Raw genomic sequence first — 17681 nt, forward strand, 5'->3', positions numbered from 1 at the left:
AACTCCTATACGTGGTACGTGCTGTCAGGCACATCGGTGATGAACATGTGGCCGGGTGCATGGGTGATGGCGAAGGGTACACCCGAGGCGGCCACTGCCGCCTGGGGCGTCACACCGCACGCCCAGAACACGGGAACCTCGCCTGGCTCGATGCGCACAGCGTCGCCAAAGTCGGGTCGGTCGAGGTCCGGGATACCGAGCAGCGCAGGCTCGCCGATGTGTACCGGTGCGCCGTGGACCGAGGGATAACGCCCCGAGATAACACAGGCTTCAGCCACTCTGTCAGCCGGAATCGGTCGCATTGACACCACCATTTCACCCTGCAGGCGTCCCGCCGGGCGACACGCGCGGTTGGTCCGGTACATCGGCACGTTGCAGCTGTCGGCGATATGCCGTACTTCGATACCCGCTTCTTGAAGGGCGGTTTCAAAGGTAAAGCTGCAGCCAATCAAAAACGCCACCATGTCGTCGTGCTCGGCCCAGGCCTGGGTAGCGTCGCTCACTTGCTCCACCAGTTTCCCGTCCCGCCAGATGCGGTAAAGGGGGATGTCGGTGCGCAAGTCCGCTCCTTGCGCCAGCAGCGTTCTCGGGCTGCCCGCATCGCTGACGTCCAGGATCGGGCAGGCCTTGGGATTACGCTGGGCGTACAGCAGAAAGTCGTAAGCCCATTCGCGGGGCAAGGCGATCAGGTTGGCCTGGGTCATGCCCGGGGCAACACCGGCCGTTGGGGTAACGAGGCCGCCACGGTAGCTGTTACGTGCATCGTGGGCCGCGGCGATGGCCGCCTGGCGTGCACGGGCTATGGCGTTCATGGACGAGCTCCAGCGAAAGCCATCAAGGACAGGTCGGCGTGCTCTAGCACTCGGCGCAGCTCGCGGGCCATTTCCACGGCGGCAGGGCTGTCGCCATGGACACAGATGGAGTCGGCCTGGATTCGGGTCAGGCTGCCATCGATGGCTTCAATCGTGCCGTCTTCAACCAGGCGCAGCATGCGCTGGGCCACTTGTGCGGGATCGTGCAGAACGGCACCTGGCTCGCGGCGCGAAACCAGCGTGCCTTGCGGTGTGTAAGCGCGGTCGGCAAAGGCCTCGGCGACGCACTGCAAACCCTCGGTACGGGCCAGCTCGATGAGGTCCGAGCCGGCCAGCGCCACCAGTATCAGGCAGGGATCAATGGCGCGGATGGCTGCAATCACTGCCAGTGCCTGTCGGCGGTCGTGGGCAATGGTGTTGTACAAGGCGCCGTGTGGCTTCACATAGCGCACAGTGGTGCCAGCAGCTTTGGCCAGACCCTGAAGCGCTCCGATCTGGTACATCACGTCGGCGGTCAGCTCATCGCTGGCCAGGTCCATGTTCCGTCGACCGAAGCCGACTTTGTCCGGGTACGCGACATGGGCGCCAATGGTGACGTTTTTTGCCGCTGCCGCTTTTAACGTCCGCAGAATGCCGGCCGGGTCGCCTGCGTGAAAGCCGCAGGCAACATTGGCACTGGTGACGACATCGAGCATGGCTGCATCGTCGCCTATGCTCCAGGCGCCGAAGCTTTCTCCCAGGTCGCTGTTAAGGTCAATTGAACGCATCTCAGGTCTCTCCGGTTAAGTCACGCTGCGCCGATGAAGGCAAAGATGGCACCTGCCGACTTGTAAGCCATGAACCACGACAGCACACAGGTCAGGATGCCAAGCACCAGCAACCAGCGAGGATAGTGGTAGCCGTCCATGAGGTCGGAACGGCGCCAGCCCACGTACATGAAGATGCTCAAGCCGAGCGGCAGGATCAGCCCGTTGAAGCCGCCAGCGAACACCAGCAGCGCAGCTGGCGGCTTGCCCAGCATCATGTAAACAGCCAGCGAAATAACGATGAACGCGACGGTCGCCAGGTTACGCACCCGCTCGGTAATACGCTTTGAGAACACGGTGATAAACGACATCGACGTGTAAGAAGCGCCAATCACACTGCTGATACCGGCAGCCCAGAGCACCAGACCGAACATCATCATGCCGATATCGCCCGCAGCGGCATGGAACGCCTGGCCCGCAGGGTTTGCGCCTTTGCCGGACACGTCGATGACGACACCGCTGGCAACCACCCCGAGGATCGCGAGGAACAGGATGTAACGCGCGATGCCTGTGACCAGAATGCCCGTCAGTGCGGCCTTCGAGACCGCCTCGATATTTTCAATACCGACAGTGCCTCGATCCAGCAGGCGATGAGCGCCTGCGTAGGTGATATAGCCACCTACCGTGCCGCCGACGATGGTGGTGATGGAGGCAAAATCGATGAAGTCAGGCCACACCGACTGTCGCAATGCTTCGCCCAAAGGGGGATGGGTCGCGAAGGCCGCGAACAGGATCAGGCACACTTTGAGAATGCCCAACCCCATCATGATGCGGTCCATGGCGACGCCTGCGCGGTGGGACGAGAAGATCGCGATGGCGAGCAGCGCACTCAAGGCGCCTCCCCATTTGGGGTCCAGGCCGGTCAACGCGTTCAAGCCCAGGCCCGCACCCGCAATGTTGCCGAGCATGAACACCAGGCCGCCACACAGGACCAATAACGTCAGCAGGTAGCCACTTCCGGGGATTGCAGCGTTGGCAAGATCAGCTGCGCGCATTCTGGTCAGCGATACGATGCGCCAGACGTTCAACTGCACGACGAAATCGATCAGGATCGAGACCAGGATCCCGAACGCAAACGCAGCACCAAGTGTCGCGGTGAAGGTCGCAGTCTGGGTCAGGAAGCCGGGCCCGATAGCGGACGTGGCCATCATGAAGATGGCGGCAATCAACGATGCGCGGCGCGCCTTGGTGAACTCATTGGTGGTCTGTGTCACGGCATCGTTCCTACGGTGAGAGGTCTACCGACAGAGCAATGTGCATGCCAGCCATCATCGATAACACCTTATGAGTAGGGTTATCAGTAATTTATTGTTGAACAATCTGGTTACTATCGATGATCAAAATGCACTGTATTGTTACCTCAACACACAAGCGTGCTACTGAATGAAGCACGCTGCATGCTTCATCCTTGTGCCTTGCACTAAGCTCTGGTGGAATACCGCCGCGTTTTGACCTCTCCCTGGATCCCTTATGAACGAAGCCTCTTCAGCTCTTCCTCGCACGCTGGGGGAATCCATCACCCAGGACATACGCAGGATGTTGGTCGAGGGTGAGCTCGTGCCTGGGCAACGCCTTTCAGAAGCGGCGCTGGCCGAAAACCTGGATATTTCCCGGAACACACTGAGAGAGGCATTCAGGGTCCTGACCCGCGAAGGACTGCTCAAGCACGAACCCAATCGGGGGGTCACCGTCGCGGAACCCGATATGTCGTCGATCATCGACATTTATAGGGTGCGCCGCTTCATCGAATGCAAGGCCATAGCCCAGGGGTATCCCCGGCATCCCGGCACTCTGCATATGCGTGAAGCAGTCGAAGCAGGCGTACGCGCGCGAGAAGCGCAAGACTGGGTAGCGGTGGGCACCGCCAACATGATGTTTCACAAAGCCGTCGTGGAACTGGCTGACAGTCCGCGTCTGGTGGTGTTCTACGGACAGATTTCCGCCGAGTTGCGTCTGGCGTTCGGACTGCTCAACGACCCAAGGTTCTTGCATTCGCCTTACGTGGACATGAACGCTTCGATTCTTCGCCACCTTGAGGAAGGCAGGGCAGAGGAGGCAACCGCGATGCTGGAAGCCTACCTGGTGCAATCGGAGCGCACGGTACTGGCAGCCTATGAGCGTGTTATGAAGCGGTAGAGCGGTCGCCGTCCACTGATGGGGTAATTTGGCTCGACCGAAAATGAAATTCATCCTGGTTGATTGCGCCGGACACGAAGTTATCGAAGATGCATTTCTCGACCAGCACTTCGTAATAGGGTGGTCTGTCGCCTGTTTCGATGTCGTCGAGCTAGCGGCCTATCAGGATGTGGGCGCTCATAAATCACCTGCCAGATCGTATTCGGCTTCTTCGCGCATCGCTGCTACGCCGTCATAGGCGTGAGGCTTTTGACGCTCGGTAGCCAGCGCTTCAAGCGTAGCTTCGTCGCCGAGCAGGTAGATAGCGGAGGACTTGTCGCCAACGCCGCGATGACCTGGATATCATCTTTGAAGACGATGGCGCAGTCACGGTGAAGTGAGCCGATTCCCGATGATGAGCGTCCGGTCGAGACGAATGACTACCAACCAGAATATGAGGCGGCGCCTTTCTGGCTGGCGTAAAAAAGCCCGCTGGCTGGCGCAATGCTGTTCACTTAAGCGGAGCAGCTTTGCGGTTAACCGGATACCGGTTTTTTGACATCTTCACCGCCCTGGGCCTCGCAGGTCTGGGGCGTTTTGTTATGAAGAGCACGCCGATGCTGCCCCGAAGTTCCTCCAGGCGCCTTGGGGTATGGGACGGCGATACGGCACCGGCCATTACCACCAAATAGCTGGCGATGTGCTGACAGGCAAACTTGAAACTTACTTCGCTCGGCGCTCGCTTGTGGGCAACAGCAGCCTGACTGGCCTCCCGGCGCACCACGTTATAAGCCAGTAACAGCCCCCATAATTCCTGATACACCAGATCCACAGTCTTGCTGCGAAGCGTCAGTGCATTGTCTTGCATCGAGCTTTTGATATCCCTGAACCCCAACTCGATTTCCCACCGCTCGTGATAAAGCGTCGCGACCTGTTTGAGGCCGGTAGCGAGGTGAAGACCGTCTTCTCTTTACCTTCGACTTCGTAGGTCACAGCCCGCACCTGCCAGTATTCAGGTAGAGCCGGATTCTTTTTACGCGCCTGCGGCGAGACCTTCATCTGCACCAGATAATCGCCATCACCATAATGTTCAAGCTGCGTTCTGACCGTCCCCTTGCGTTCCGGGATCATCCAATACCTGTTTTTCTCGATGTCTTGAATGCTCAACAACAAGTCCGCGCTGAAAAAGCCTTTGTCCAGCAATGTAACCGAGTGGCTGGGTATGCTTTCTATAAAGTCCTTGGCCAGTGGGATCTCTCCCTTGCGATAAGGGCTGATGGCTGCATTGGCGATGATGTGGGAGCGAGCGTTCATCAGCGCAACAAGGCGCAACACCGGGTAAGGCGTCTGGCGATTAGATGAGGTGTTACCTGAGCCGAAGTGCTCCCGTAGACGCCGATAGTGATTGCAGATCGCTTGTGCTTTTATAGGCATGAACAGATCAGCGCAAGGATCTATTGCAATCGTCCGGTTGGGCATATTGATCGAGGTGGGCTTACACGTCTGCGTTTCGAAGACATGCTGTAGGAGGGCATCCAGTTGGTCTCGTAGCGTGGTGGGACCGCACCTTGCTCTTGGAGAGCATCCCAAGTTTTCGTAGGAAATTCGGGCATCGCACATAGCATTAGGGAGACATCTCAGCCGCGGACTGGTTAGCGACGAATAGGGTTGCGCTCCGGTGCGACAGGTCGTTACGAGATACCGACACTCTTCCGATCTATGCGCTCTACAGCACCAGCCACGAACCGCCAGGCCCCTCGACGCTTCTTCCATGCCTGAGCGACCTGCCTTACGCTCGAAGGCTTGGCTTTCCTGATAAACTGGCGCGCTTTTTTGGCTGATGCGTATCTGTGCGGTGTAGGCCAACGATCCGTCTCTGCGCTTGCGATAGTGCCCATGGAGTTTGCTACACGACCGACTGGGCTTGCTGCGTTCTAGCAACGACCTTTCAGAAATAAGCGAAAACGGCAGTAAACGGTATCCAACGAGATTTGTGTAAATGCAGACCAAACAAGCAGAAAACCTCACAACACCAGCATCTCCGGTATGCAGGAGGTTTTCCGTTGCCCCGATGATGGATTGGACGGGTAAAGCGTTTGGTCCAATGATCAATGGGGTTTGGGTGGTCTGATAATTAAATGTAGCAATTTTGACACAGCGCATACGATTCATCACCGATGCATCAGAACCATTACGGTATTGTTCGCCGCAGAGGGAGATGCTGCTGAATCTTCTGGAGCTAGGCTAGGGCTGGCCCGTACGCATGGTCGACGCTGCTGGGTGCATATCCAAAGAAAAACGTCCCAGCGGTCTCCGATTAAGGTTAGCGCGGCCTCAAACTGTTGTCGCCGATATCAAAAGGCTGGCATGATCATCGCTCTTTGGGCCGTAAAGGAATACCCCGATTATGGCAGTTGCTGACGTTACCGTGCCACCCACTCGATTCTGGCACCGCATTGCTGGAAACGACGAGTCTTTAAGCATTTCTCGGCATGAGTCACTGAACAAGTCGACTCTACGCTTGACGCTTCCAAAAATCATTGATGCTCCAAGCTGGTATCTGGTCATTATGCAGACCCTGCCACATAAGGCTGGTCGGGATGTTGATACCAATTATGTGTCTAGTGCTGGTGAAGTGTGGGTAAAAGTATGAGTATTACAAAAACTATTTCTCTAAACAGTATTTTGCTAGATTACGAGAACGCTAGGCATGGAGAAAAGCAATCCCAGCGCGATATTTACAAATGGATGACGTCCGGCACTGTTGCTCAGAAGGTGCTTAAGTTGGCTGCGGATATATCTGCTAAAGGCTTAAGTCCTTTTGATGTTATGGGTGTGGTGCCATCAAAAGACACAGATAAAGAAGGCTGGGTTGTGGTTGAGGGTAACCGGCGCGTCGCTGCGCTAAAATTTTTAAATAACCCTAAGCTCTGTCCTGATTTGAAGTTGCGTAAGCAATATGATCAGTTGAAAAAGAAAGCTGTCCAGCCAATTCCATTACGTGTCGAATTTGCAGTATTAAAAGACTTCTCTGATGCTTCTTATTGGATTCAATTGCGGCACGGCGGAGAGCACAGCGGTGTCGGGGTCGCCTCTTGGGGAGCAAAAGAGTACGACAGTTTTCTCGCGAGGCTGGGGAGTAGGAGTACAAATCGGTCAGCTATTAACCTTCTTTTGTACGCACTGTCAAAAGGCCTCATTACTCAAGCGCAATGCGATCAGATAGCAGTCACTACGTTGCATCGCATGCTTGGTACTCCTGCGGTACGTAAAGAGCTTGGATGTCACGTCTCCAAGGGAGAAGTGTTCCGTATCGCTGATGAGGAATATTTTGACCGTGCAGTGGCGACGATGTTGATAGCTATGGCTAATGGCAAAGCATCAGTCACCGAGCTGAAAAGTGTCGATCAGCGTGTAGCCTTTGTAAAAGAGTGGAAGGCTGCTGGTGCCTGGGGGGACTATGACGAGCAATCGCCTAAGCTGATATCAATTGAATCTTCAAGTGCAGGCGGCGCTGATGTTGGTACAACTAATAGCCCTGATGCGAGTAGCAATCCAGCGACAAAAGGGCGTCCTGCAAAGCCGCGATCTGGTACCAGGGATCGCTTATTCGCTTTGACAACTCACGGTCTTGATGTCCCCAGCAACGAAACCAAAGTCCACGATATACTACGCGAATTAGCAACTCTTAAGCATTCTGGCAGTAAAGGAACACCAATATCAGTGTCCTTTCTACTTAGGGCTCTTTTGGAGCTTAGCTCGGACAACTATATAACAAATAATTCAGGCGTTATGCGGAAGGTTGAACACAACACCTCATTAAGGGATAAGGTAAGGTGTTCGGCTAGGCACATGCAGGCACATGGAAAACTTAGTCAAGATCATTTGGATATTGTGCTGCGGCACTGCGTAGAAGATGGCGGAATGCTGACTATCAGTACTCTTCAGAAATATCTTCATTCTGTTGCTCACTTCCCCAATGGGGAGACATTGAACTCGATGTGGAGTGAGTTAAAATATTTTATTATCGAATGCTGGTAGGTTATCGCTTGAGTGTAGGGTTTGTGTGTAGTTCTATGTTGCCATAGAACATGGCTTCAGTTGTCTTAGGCCTTAGCATATGGGTTGAGTAGTGAAGAGAGAACTCGACCCCATTTGCTTTGTTGTACAGCGCTCTGATTTCGCTGCAATTATCATAGGTTACTAGCCAAGGCGTATCAATTTCCATGACAAGATTTGCTATTTTCTGGTGATCGTCAGGCAGGTAGTGATTGCGATATAGTTGACTACCTTTTACATAGTAAGGAGGGTCGAGGTAAATCAATGATTTTCGGCCGATATCAAGCTCAGGGTGGTTAAGTAATTCCATTGCGTCAGTATTAAAAAGCTGGATGCGATTTCGAAATTTTGCGATATTGATGATGCGCGCAATCAATTTTTCTTTGTTGAATCGAGCATCAATCAGACACTTGCCTGTTTGATTGACTCCCCCAATGACTCCACCTTTTATCATGCCTGAACGATTTGTCCTATTGAGGAAAAACGTCGCGAAGCCAAGCATTGTTTTGTCAGCGGTAGAGGCGTTGTTGACCAGCTCTCGCTGAGCATGCCAGGTGTCAATCGTGACAGGGATTTCCCTGATCATCTCGATAAACCGGTCAGTGTCATTAAGGATTGCCCACCAGAAGGCGTGAATCACCGGATCAAGGTCATTGATGGCTATGCGTTCAACATGCTCATTGGTGAGCAAATACATGGCCGCACCGGCTCCTCCTGCATAGGGTTCGACATAAAGTCCGCGGCACAGGTCATTGTGGCGTAGGAGTTCTGCAAGCCAGGCCCCTAATCGGCCTTTGCCGCCGGGATAGCGTAGGGGGGTCACGAAGGATGTGGCAGTAGACATTTCAGTTCCAATAACGCGAATGGCGCGTAGCCTATCTGAAAGCGTAGACAGATGGCCATCTAAAATTGAGTAGATCATCATCCTCAAGCGTCGAGCCTAAATGTCCTCCGTATCTGCATCACTCAGAGCAACTGTTTCGCGCTGGTAATGGACCGTGAGCGGCCATCCTTGAGGGATTCGACGCGTGAGAAAGATTCCTGCCAGTGGCTCGACATTTGGACGAGCCATGTCAGCTTAGGCTGCTCGCCCCATTAGCTGGTTTTGCTCCTTCGCTGCTTTTTCCCGCTGTCGATCAATGTAGTCAGCCAAATCCTTCAAGTGGATGCCGAGAGCCGCTTTTTGGCTGTCAGCCCCCAGGCGGACCACCGGAATGTCAATTTCGCCGTCAAGTCTTTTTCGCTTGAATTTCTCAACCGTCAAATGCATGTAGTCTCTACAAACGCGATCTAACGGAACGACTGCTTGGCCTTCGTACTGGGCCATAAGTAGGAACAGTGTATTCATAGTTTCACCTGATTGAACTCGACTACCCAGACCCACGGGTTGGCGTTCCACGATTCAGCACCGTTGATAGATGACCAGAGCCCGCTAAATACAGATGCACCTATCTTTTGTGCTTCCTCGTTATTCGCACCGAAGAGCCAGAACTGGCGAACTTCGCAGCCTTCCCGTTGGACCTGAGCGAGACTGATTTCCTGCAAGCGCTCGACACGCACATCAGTAATCTCCAGCAGGATGCGGCTGACCCAGCGCGGCATGTGAATGGATGGCCGAGTTTTGCCTGGCGTGATCATCGAGCATCCGGTTTGCCTTGAGGCACCATCTGCCGGGTACTGGATCGGCTCACCGTGGCTCAGCTCTCGCGGCGCGACCGCATTCACCTGCTCGTCAGCTTGCCAGGCTTCTCGCACCCATAGCCGGTCGCCGATTCGGCCATAGGGGCAGTTCGAGGAAAGGCTATGCACAGGCATGGCCGGTACGCTAGTGATCCCTTTACCCCAGCCCGCACCGTAGACCTCCCAAAATCCTCCGTTCAAGACTGGCTGAACCTTCATCAGTCGCCGGGTTACAGTCTTCTGGCCCGACAGGATGGCGCGCACTATCGGCGCGGTGAACAGAATCGGACGCTCTTTGATCGTCGTAGCGTCAGCTCCGTTCTCAGCGCGGCAACAGGCATTGCTGAGGCCGAGCTTGGCTTTGTTGAACGCCAGTGTCAGTTCCATCGGATCTGCGCCCCGTTGATGCAGCATCATTGCTAAGTTCGCTATGTCCTCGAAGTTTCCAGCATTACCCTTGGGGATGTGCCCAACCAGCAGTTCGGCCAGTTGCTTGTCCTGCACCCTTGACTCACTCCAGCCGTGACGGCCTTTGGCACGGGCCTTGGCAAGCTTGGTTTTCATTGCAGCAGCGAACCCATCAACAGCTTGATTATCAGGATGCTGGTCGACCTGGGCTGGAAAGGGGCGAGCGCAAAACGAGTCCAGATCTGCGAGGTACTGAGCCACGTCCGGGGTATCGATATGCTCGACTAGCGTACGGGACTTACCCAGGAGGGTCGCCCCATCGCTTAACACCGATAGGGTTTCGGTAAGCTGTCTACGCGCTCTGTCGCGCGCGCCTGTGCGGCTCATGCTGCTTTCCCCACATCGGTCTGGCTCTCGGATAACTCATTAGCTCCGCGAATCTCGCCAAGGATTCGCAGCACAATGCTGTTCAGTTGCTCAAGTTGGGTTGTTGCCCGAGTGCGCCAAGGCTCTGTGCCTTTTATGTGCACCCAGGTTTTATGGGCAAGCCCCAGCGTGATGGCTGTGTCTGACAGAACCTGGAGATCGGCTGTGGTGAGCGAGCCGGTATAGCCTGCGTTTAACTGCTCTTCAAGCTGCCTTATGCGGAGGTTTTTGAGTTCAATAGTGTGCAGAAACCCTCTGCGATCACGTTCGCGGCGGCGGGCGAGCATTGCGATACGGCATAGACGTGGACGATCTACTGATTCGTGAGCCCATTGAAGCGATCCTGAGAAGGCTATCCAGAAGGGTATGTCGACACTGGAGTCCAGCTTTGCGCTGGCCCAGCACTACATCGAAAAGACCGACCCGGCGAAAGCCAAAAAGATGAAGGATGCGACGGACAAAATCAGCAAGGAGGCCGATCCGGCAAAAGCCAAGGAGATGCTGGACTCGCTGGAGCAGGCATTGCGTACCGGCGACCTGTTTGCCGACATGCAGGTCAAGGCTGCGCTGACCGCTTACTCGCAGAATCGCGCGCTGTATGAACAGCTGAAAAAAGACTCCCAGAACGCCTCGGGAATCCTCGACAAGAACCTGGCCGAGCGTCGTGGTGCTTCATCGCAGATCTGGTCTGAGACGTTTCAAGCGGTCAACGATTCGATGCGCAGCATTGGTGATGCGATACGCCCGGTCACTGACGCAGTTGCGAAGGGCATCACTGCAACGGCCAAGGAATTCACAGCGCTCTCTGATACTTCCAAGCCGGTGGTGCTGGCCATCGCCTCAATCGGTGCTGGGTTGCTGGCACTGAAGTCTGCTGCCGGGGTGTTCAAAATCGGCAAGGGGCTGCTCAACCTTGGTCGTGGATCACTGGGTGGCAATCCGAGCAAGGTCCAGAGAGTCTACGTCACCAACTCAGGCGGCAAAGAGGATAAGCCCGAAGGGAAGGTAGGCGCGGTCAAAGGCTTGCTGGAGACCGGTCTCAAAGCATTCAAAGGCAAGGACAAAACAAAGGGCAAGGACAAGGCTGGTGGAAATGGCAAGGACGGCGCTGACGATGCTGATGACGACGCAGAGGAAAGCGGCAAGACCGGTTTTGATCCGGTCGACACCGGCCTGAAAATCCTCGATCTGTTCGGTGAGGGTGGTAATGACGCGGACGGTGCCAAGGGCGGCAGCAGCTCTGAGCCGCAGAAGGTCTTTGTGGTCAACGCCAGTGCGTTCGGTGGCGGTTCGGATGCACCGGGTGATCAACGTCGGTCACGTCGCAGCCGTCGGCGCGGTGCTGCTGGCGGTGCCGGTGGTCGACGCGCAGGACCTCCGCGCCCTCCGATGCCGCCAGCTCCTCCTGTACCAGCAGGCCGACTGACGAGGCTGGCGGGTGCCGCAGGAAAGCTGGGCAGTGTTGCCAAGGTGGTCCCCGGCGCGAAGTTTCTGGATGCGGGCATGCTCGCTCTGGACACGTACCAAAACGCCGAGACCCAGGACGAGAAAGCAGAAGGCTACGGCGGCGCTGCGGGTGGGCTGGCCGGCGCATTGGCAGGCGGTGCGGCGGGTGCCGCGATTGGCTCTATCGTGCCGGTGATCGGTACGGCCATCGGCGGGATGGTGGGCGCATTTCTCGGAGGCATGGGTGGGCATCGTCACCAGATTGCGCATGGCTGCGTTTCTGGCGCAGGTAGGGCACGAGTCCGGCCAGCTCCGCTACGTGCGCGAGCTGGGCAGCGATCAATATCTCGACAAGTACGACACCGGGCGGCTGGCTGAACGCCTTGGTAACACGCCAGAGGACGATGACGATGGTCAGTTGTATCGGGGCAGGGGGCTTATTCAGGTCACCGGGCGTGACAATTACGCCGCGTGCGCAGAGGCATTAGGGCTGTATCTTCTTAAACATCCCGAACTCCTGGAGCGTCCAGAGCATGCAGCCATGTCGGCAGGTTGGTTCTGGCACCGGGCTGGCCTCAATACCTTGGCTGATAAAGGCGAATTTCTGGCGATCACCAGACGCATCAACGGCGGCACCAATGGCCAGGCAGATAGGCAAATGCTCTACGAGCGTGCCTTGAAGGTGCTTGCTTGATTTTGTTCTCTGACAGAAATATGTGTATGGGCGTATGAGTCAATCTCTCGGAGTCGTATCCTGCTGGCTTAACGTTATGCGATAGCTCTTCAGCGTCTCACCTTCAGTGAGGTATTGCTTACTAAAGTAGCGGTACACGGCGCCTTTTATCTCGATCCCAACGCCGTTTTCTGTGTCACGTATTTTTACATCCTTGACAGCGCTATCTGTGATCATGAAAAGGTCGGCTTTATTTAGCTCTTTCAATATCTCTTTATCGTTGCCGCTTAAGGGTTTACTAATGTAAAAGCGAAGCGTGTTAAGGTCGGTGGCGGGCGCGAAATATTCGGTGACGTACAGCCACGCGCCGTCAGGAAGCTCACGTTTAATGACAACTTCGTCAGCATCACCTCTGCCGAAAAGGAAGCCATCAAAAATAAATCTTAGCGCGATTATGATAATTAGCGCCCAGAAGAAAAATTTATAATTTAGTTTAAGCTCAATAGCCTTTGAGTTCTGCATAGCGGATCCCTCTTTCTATCCATACCTGATCTTTAGGATCATCACCATAAGGAGCCCTCCAAAACCAATGACCCCAGTCAATATCAGGGTCTTGTGTTCCTGCGTCCTTTTGAGCAAAGCCGGCAGCTCTTAATAAAAGCTGTTCGGATAGCTGGCCAGCTCTACCAACAGCACCGTAGTGGAAGTTACCGAAGTCCTCCCATTTGCGATTTTCCTGCTTGTAATCCCATGGTCCGCGACCACGAACCTTTTGGTAGAACCAGCTCATAAATGCGCCAGTTGCAGGGTCTCGTTTCCAGCGGTCATTGGCCAGCTTCATATGCACATCAACACTCACGTGAAGAGGTATAACAGGCGGTATGATAATGTCCATAACTATTCCTTATTCTAAAATAGAAAGAGTTATGAATAGATTTTGTTGCTGATAGCATCCCAGCCGCCAGCAATTTGCCCAGCGCTCTGCCCCGACTTCCTACTTTGCTTTGAGTAGACGAGCTGAATGCGCCCGTAGTTCAAGGCAATCAGCTCGCTAGGAAAGGCACCGGCTTGATTGCCATTACCGGTTAACGTAAACGAACTAATAATGACCTCTTCCAATTTTATCTCTAAGTATTTTACTTTCGGGTCTCCGGCCCGAAAAACGTGGACGGATACTTGCTTAAAATGCTTACCGCTGCAGCAAGCTTCGTGAAGCTTCGGCGTGGCGTTGTCTACGGCTTTCCGGACAAGCATGTCACTCATGTAGGCACGCCCAGAGGTCGCGCCACCAGATGAGGTGGACGTCGCAGATGCCGTCTGGTTTGCAGAGAGGTCGAAATCCTGTAATTCGATCCAGTTCTCGTAGCCCTCGGAGAGGGTTTCGCCTGGTACACCTTCAATCTGGAGATATGCTTCAAATGACATAGTAAATTCCTTTTAATGAGGCCCGTGTGTCTCAATCATACACAAAATAATTTTTCAGGGGGGCGCCTGCCAGCTTTGGGCAAAATCGGCCTGTAGGCGGATTGATCGGCTGTAGGCCGCAAAGGTGGCGGCAGTTCACTGACCCTCATCGGGTTGAGCAGATCAAGTTGTGTCAGTTACGAGTCAATCAACCGCAGCCGTAAGTTAAAAAAGAGCGACCAGTCGTGATGCGCCAACACCACGCCCGGTCGCCGTCCCCGCAGATTACCCCTGCAAGTCCAGCCAAGGCTCTCGCTTCGTGCACAAAGCGGAGCGAGCCTAGCACCTGTCTATATATACAGTAAAGGTCTTGCTTTCTATGTCCACACCCATCATCCCTTGGATGGGCGGCAAACGCCGCCTGGCCGACCGCCTCATCCCGCTTTTCCCACCCCACGAATGCTACGTCGAAGTATTCGCAGGCGGTGCGGCCCTCTACTTCATGCGTCCCCAGGCAGCTCCTGTCGAGGTCTTGAATGACATCAACGGAGACCTGGTGACGCTATATCGCGTCGTCCAAAACCACCTTGAAGAATTCGTCCGCCAGTTCAAATGGGCACTCAGCTCGCGCCAAGTATTTGAGTGGCAGAAGATGACCCGCCCCGAAACCCTCACCGACATCCAGCGCGCCGCCCGGTTCTTCTACCTGCAGCACCATGCTTTCGCAGGCAAGGTGAGCGGGCAGACATTCGGGACCGCAACGACAGGCCCGGCCATCAACCTGCTACGGATCGAGGAGAACCTTTCTGCGGCCTGGCAGCGTTTGTCGGGTACCTATGTGGAGAACCTGCCTTGGCTTGAGTGCGCTGAGCGTTACGACCGGCCTCACACCTTTCACTACATGGACCCGCCTTACTGGCAGACGGCCGGGTATGGTGTTGATTTTCCTTTCGAGAATTATGAGCGGATGGCTGATTTCATGCGGACGTGCAAAGGGAAGGTGATGGTCAGCATCAATGACCACCCTGACATACGACGCGTGTTTGAAGGCTTCCATTTTGAAACGGTCGACATTCGCTACACCACAGCGAATCAGCGAAAGGGTAAGGCTGATGTCAGCGGTGAGCTGGTAATCATGAATTGGAAGCCTAGCTGCCTCGGTTTCGTTTTTTGAGCCGAGCCGACTTCGGAAGATGTTGGCGATCATCCGTGCTAATTGCTGGGGCCACGGATTGTTGGACGTGCTGAAGCTATGCAACAATGGCTTCGTTAGGGACGGCGAGCGTCTGAGTGCTTCAGCGTAAGAAACTAGGAGAGTTTACATGGCAACGGTCGCTGGCTTTATTAGTGAGAAAGGTGGGGTTGGCAAGACAACATCCTGTTATCACGTTGCAGTTGCCTTGAATAGGTTTCATGATAAAAGAGTTCTGGTTATTGATGCGGATTATCAGCGTGGTGGTATTTCAGGCAGGTTTTTTCCTGATCTGATCGAAGAGTTTGGAGTTGTTGTGCCTTCTGGTGCAACACTTTATCAGAAGTATCAGCAGCTATATAGTGCCGGTATCCAGACACCTGATATAGATGTTGTTGAGTTTGCTGATGGGTTGTTTTTGGCTCCCGCTGACTATAGACTGTCTACAGTTTCGGTTAACAAATTGCCAAGTACTAACAATATTCGCGAAAATAACGTTTCGCTTCTGGCACATATGAAAACTATAGATTTTGTATTGCAGCCGATGCACGATGCACGATGAATATGACTATGTACTTATTGACTCTCATCCAGAAATTTCGGATGTTCTAAAGTCTATAATTTATGCATCCGATTACTGTGTTTCGCCGGTCAAGTTAGACCGCCAGTCAGCTATCGGTGTGGCCTCAGTTATGGCCGAGATCGATAATGTTAACTCGGATATTGCGATGATCAGAAGTGCGCTGAAGATTGAAGATGGGTACCGTGATACGATATTCTCTGGTGCTATAGGTATGATGGCTAGAGAGTACGCTGAAGCATTAAAGTACTCAGAACACACTGAGTATCGTTTGCTAAGGAGTGCTGGCCCCGTATTTGAGAATTACGTCACCGAGGGTGATGGACTTCGTATGGCAGCTGCGAATAGACAGTCTGTCTACGACGGGACTGGTGCCAACGCTGCAAAGCAAGCCCAGCAATTTCGCAGTTTAACGAAAGAATTTATGCGGACATGTCCATGATTGATTTAACCGTTCTTATAAGTTGGCTTGGCGTTGAAGGTGCTAAGGCAGGCTTGGATAAAAGTGACCTGACAATCTCCGAAATACTAGATCTAGATTCTTCAAAAAAGTTGAGTCTGAGCAGTAAGTTGCGTCGCTCTGAAGTTATTGATTTTGTAATCGAGAATAGGCGGAAAGAGCTTTATAAGTCACCTGATGAACTTATGGATATGGATGTAGAGGCTATTAAGTCTTATTTCTCCGAGTATAGATTTACTAAGGAGGAGCTTTTGAGCTTGCTGGAAGTTATGGATATCAGGCCTAGTGGCGAGGCAAGAAAAAAATTAAATGATTTTGCTGCTCGTGAGATCAGTGAGATCGGACGATTTAAGCGTGTTGCTCATGGTAAGTCATCGCAGGGTTCTCCAAAAATATAAATTTGAGCGAGCGTCCCCTCCACGCTGTGCAAGCGAAGCGTGGAGGGAGTATTGCTGCACTAGCGTTGGTTCGTTCGTGCACCAAGGTCAACCTCTGCTTCCACAATCTGCTTAAGCCACTCCCAGCCCTGGTAGGGGTCGCCGCGTCCTCTCAGGTGCGTGTACCGCCGTAAAGAGTTCCAGTCACGATGGCCTGACACGCTCGATACCCTGGGGATGTCCCAGTCCATTTCGAAAAGTCTGCTTATGCCGTCATGTCGCATGTCATGAAAGCGCAAATCTTTCAGCTCGAGATACTTACAAGCCCGTGTGAATGCGGCAGAGATCGAATCTGAGTTATAGGGGAAAATCTCTGCGCACCCTTTAGGCATGCTCTGCAGGATCGCCCAAGCTTCGTCAGGAAGGTGGCACCAGACGTCGTTGCCGATCTTTTGTCCGGGGTTTTTCATGTCTCTCACTAGGACTGCCTGGCGTTTTTCATCCAGATCGTCCCATCTAATGCGTGTGATCTCTTCCTGCCTCCGCGTGGAAAATATCGCAAACCCCAGCACTTTGGGCATATTGATCGAAGTCGGTTTACGTATCTGCATCTCAAAAAAATGCGTGAACAGGGCGGCGAGTTCGTCTTTTGTAGGTCTCCGAGTACGCTCTTTACTCTTGCTGACCATTCCCAGCTTACGCAGGACGATTCGCGCATCTGACATTGCATGAGGGGTAACGTCATATCCCCATGCCGGCTTTGCTACAGACAGTACTGCTCCCAGATGCGACAAATCATTGCCCACAGTTTGCGCCTGGACGCCTCCACCTTCCTTGCCCATTCGCCATTGCGCGTACTCAACCAGTTTCTGACTAGTCAAAGCTGAGTCCGCCACCGCTCCCAGCCAGCTCTCGCTGATTGCAGTTAGGGTTGCCCGCTTGGTCTTGCCCAGAGGGCGAACCTTCTCGTACTCGTCTAGGTATCGATCAATCATCTGCTTGATGCTGACGGTTTTGCGGTTTATGCGTTCGATCGCACCAGGTGCGGTCAGCTCAGCTTCACGTTTCTTGATCCAGGCTTGGGCAACCTGCTTACGGTCGAAGGTTTGGGTTTCCTGATAAACTGGCAGGCCGACCCTATTGATCCGAATCTGAGCCGTGAAGCCAGTGGTTTTGTCTTTGCGTTTCCTTGCTGTGATCGTGCCCATTTCATTTGCTACATTTCAGAATCGATTTGCTACAT

Annotated in this window: 18 protein-coding genes and 3 pseudogenes; 9 read left to right on the forward strand and 12 right to left on the reverse strand. The window is 53.9% G+C overall.

Going from position 1 to position 17681, the window contains the following annotated elements; genetic code table 11:
• Positions 1-5 precede the first annotated feature (5 nt).
• Genes OYW20_RS10680 through OYW20_RS10690 form a run of 3 tightly spaced genes read right to left on the reverse strand, consistent with a single transcriptional unit; the run spans position 6 to position 2832 of the window.
• On the reverse strand, positions 6-812 hold the full coding sequence (locus OYW20_RS10680; protein ID WP_268800652.1) for a putative hydro-lyase: 807 nt from the start codon (positions 810-812) through the stop codon (positions 6-8).
• Positions 809-1579 (reverse strand): LamB/YcsF family protein, encoded by a 771-nt coding sequence (locus OYW20_RS10685; RefSeq protein ID WP_268800653.1) that lies wholly within the window; start codon positions 1577-1579, stop codon positions 809-811. The genes OYW20_RS10680 and OYW20_RS10685 overlap by 4 nt, the downstream gene beginning before the upstream one ends.
• A gap of 20 nt (positions 1580-1599) precedes the next feature.
• The gene (locus OYW20_RS10690; protein ID WP_268800654.1) at positions 1600-2832 is read right to left on the reverse strand and encodes an NRAMP family divalent metal transporter; all 1233 of its coding nucleotides are present in this window, start codon (positions 2830-2832) and stop codon (positions 1600-1602) included.
• A 256-nt stretch (positions 2833-3088) separates the two neighbouring features.
• On the opposite strand from OYW20_RS10690, the gene OYW20_RS10695 reads away from it, so the two are divergent.
• Complete coding sequence (locus OYW20_RS10695; protein WP_268800655.1) at positions 3089-3754, forward strand: GntR family transcriptional regulator; 666 nt, start codon at positions 3089-3091, stop codon at positions 3752-3754.
• Positions 3755-4244: 490 nt separating this feature from the next.
• On the opposite strand, the pseudogene OYW20_RS10700 reads toward OYW20_RS10695, so the two are convergent.
• Positions 4245-5125, reverse strand: a pseudogene (locus OYW20_RS10700) (IS4 family transposase); the annotation flags it as partial.
• Between the two features lie 1015 nt (positions 5126-6140).
• Between OYW20_RS10700 and OYW20_RS10705 the strand changes: the two are divergent.
• Positions 6141-6386 carry a hypothetical protein gene (locus OYW20_RS10705; protein WP_268800656.1) on the forward strand — a complete coding sequence of 82 codons (246 nt, stop codon included), beginning with the start codon at positions 6141-6143 and terminating at the stop codon, positions 6384-6386.
• On the forward strand, positions 6383-7774 hold the full coding sequence (locus OYW20_RS10710; protein ID WP_268800657.1) for a hypothetical protein: 1392 nt from the start codon (positions 6383-6385) through the stop codon (positions 7772-7774). Before OYW20_RS10705 ends, OYW20_RS10710 begins: the two co-directional genes overlap by 4 nt.
• 1 nt (position 7775) lies before the next feature.
• Here the strand turns inward: OYW20_RS10710 and OYW20_RS10715 are convergent, their stop codons facing one another.
• From OYW20_RS10715 to OYW20_RS10730, 4 genes are all read right to left on the reverse strand, one after another.
• On the reverse strand, positions 7776-8636 hold the full coding sequence (locus OYW20_RS10715) for a DNA adenine methylase (RefSeq protein ID WP_268800658.1): 861 nt from the start codon (positions 8634-8636) through the stop codon (positions 7776-7778).
• Positions 8637-8870: 234 nt separating this feature from the next.
• Positions 8871-9140, reverse strand: coding sequence for a pyocin activator PrtN family protein (locus OYW20_RS10720; protein WP_225651175.1), 270 nt, complete (start codon positions 9138-9140; stop codon positions 8871-8873).
• The gene (locus OYW20_RS26205) at positions 9137-9772 is read right to left on the reverse strand and encodes a hypothetical protein (RefSeq protein WP_408005508.1); all 636 of its coding nucleotides are present in this window, start codon (positions 9770-9772) and stop codon (positions 9137-9139) included. The genes OYW20_RS10720 and OYW20_RS26205 overlap by 4 nt, the downstream gene beginning before the upstream one ends.
• A gap of 491 nt (positions 9773-10263) precedes the next feature.
• Positions 10264-10593 carry a hypothetical protein gene (locus tag OYW20_RS10730; protein WP_268800660.1) on the reverse strand — a complete coding sequence of 110 codons (330 nt, stop codon included), beginning with the start codon at positions 10591-10593 and terminating at the stop codon, positions 10264-10266.
• 67 nt (positions 10594-10660) lie between these two features.
• Here OYW20_RS10730 and OYW20_RS10735 point away from each other — a divergent pair.
• Both OYW20_RS10735 and OYW20_RS10740 read left to right on the forward strand, forming a co-directional pair.
• Positions 10661-12001: pseudogene (locus tag OYW20_RS10735) on the forward strand (phage tail tape measure protein); the annotation flags it as partial.
• Position 12002: 1 nt separating this feature from the next.
• Positions 12003-12446: pseudogene (locus OYW20_RS10740) on the forward strand (glycoside hydrolase family 19 protein); the annotation flags it as partial.
• 39 nt (positions 12447-12485) lie between these two features.
• Here the strand turns inward: OYW20_RS10740 and OYW20_RS10745 are convergent.
• From OYW20_RS10745 to OYW20_RS10755, 3 genes are read right to left on the reverse strand one after another with little or no spacing between them, the layout of a single operon-like run.
• Positions 12486-12947, reverse strand: a complete 462-nt coding sequence (locus OYW20_RS10745; RefSeq protein ID WP_268800661.1) for a hypothetical protein — start codon at positions 12945-12947, stop codon at positions 12486-12488.
• Positions 12925-13320: a polymorphic toxin type 44 domain-containing protein gene (locus OYW20_RS10750; RefSeq protein WP_268800662.1), complete on the reverse strand. Its 396-nt coding sequence runs from the start codon at positions 13318-13320 to the stop codon at positions 12925-12927. Before OYW20_RS10750 ends, OYW20_RS10745 begins: the two co-directional genes overlap by 23 nt.
• A 29-nt stretch (positions 13321-13349) precedes the next feature.
• Positions 13350-13850 (reverse strand): Hcp family type VI secretion system effector, encoded by a 501-nt coding sequence (locus OYW20_RS10755; protein ID WP_005758232.1) that lies wholly within the window; start codon positions 13848-13850, stop codon positions 13350-13352.
• Between the two features lie 358 nt (positions 13851-14208).
• Here OYW20_RS10755 and OYW20_RS10760 point away from each other — a divergent pair, with 358 nt between their 5' ends.
• The 4 genes from OYW20_RS10760 (at position 14209) to OYW20_RS10775 (ending at position 16459) form a co-directional block, all read left to right on the forward strand.
• A complete protein-coding gene (locus tag OYW20_RS10760) occupies positions 14209-15003 on the forward strand; it encodes a DNA adenine methylase (protein WP_268800663.1) in 795 nt (264 codons plus the stop codon).
• A 148-nt stretch (positions 15004-15151) separates the two neighbouring features.
• Positions 15152-15583 carry a ParA family protein gene (locus tag OYW20_RS10765; RefSeq protein ID WP_268800664.1) on the forward strand — a complete coding sequence of 144 codons (432 nt, stop codon included), beginning with the start codon at positions 15152-15154 and terminating at the stop codon, positions 15581-15583.
• A complete protein-coding gene (locus OYW20_RS10770; RefSeq protein ID WP_268800665.1) occupies positions 15573-16043 on the forward strand; it encodes a ParA family protein in 471 nt (156 codons plus the stop codon). The genes OYW20_RS10765 and OYW20_RS10770 overlap by 11 nt, the downstream gene beginning before the upstream one ends.
• Complete coding sequence (locus OYW20_RS10775; protein ID WP_204903232.1) at positions 16040-16459, forward strand: hypothetical protein; 420 nt, start codon at positions 16040-16042, stop codon at positions 16457-16459. The genes OYW20_RS10770 and OYW20_RS10775 overlap by 4 nt, the downstream gene beginning before the upstream one ends.
• 59 nt (positions 16460-16518) lie before the next feature.
• Here OYW20_RS10775 and OYW20_RS10780 read toward each other — a convergent pair whose 3' ends face one another.
• Positions 16519-17646 (reverse strand): site-specific integrase, encoded by a 1128-nt coding sequence (locus OYW20_RS10780; protein ID WP_096115005.1) that lies wholly within the window; start codon positions 17644-17646, stop codon positions 16519-16521.
• Positions 17647-17681: the final 35 nt, after the last annotated feature.

Source organism: Pseudomonas sp. BSw22131 (assembly GCF_026810445.1).
GTDB classification, from domain to species: Bacteria; Pseudomonadota; Gammaproteobacteria; order Pseudomonadales; family Pseudomonadaceae; genus Aquipseudomonas; species Aquipseudomonas huanghezhanensis.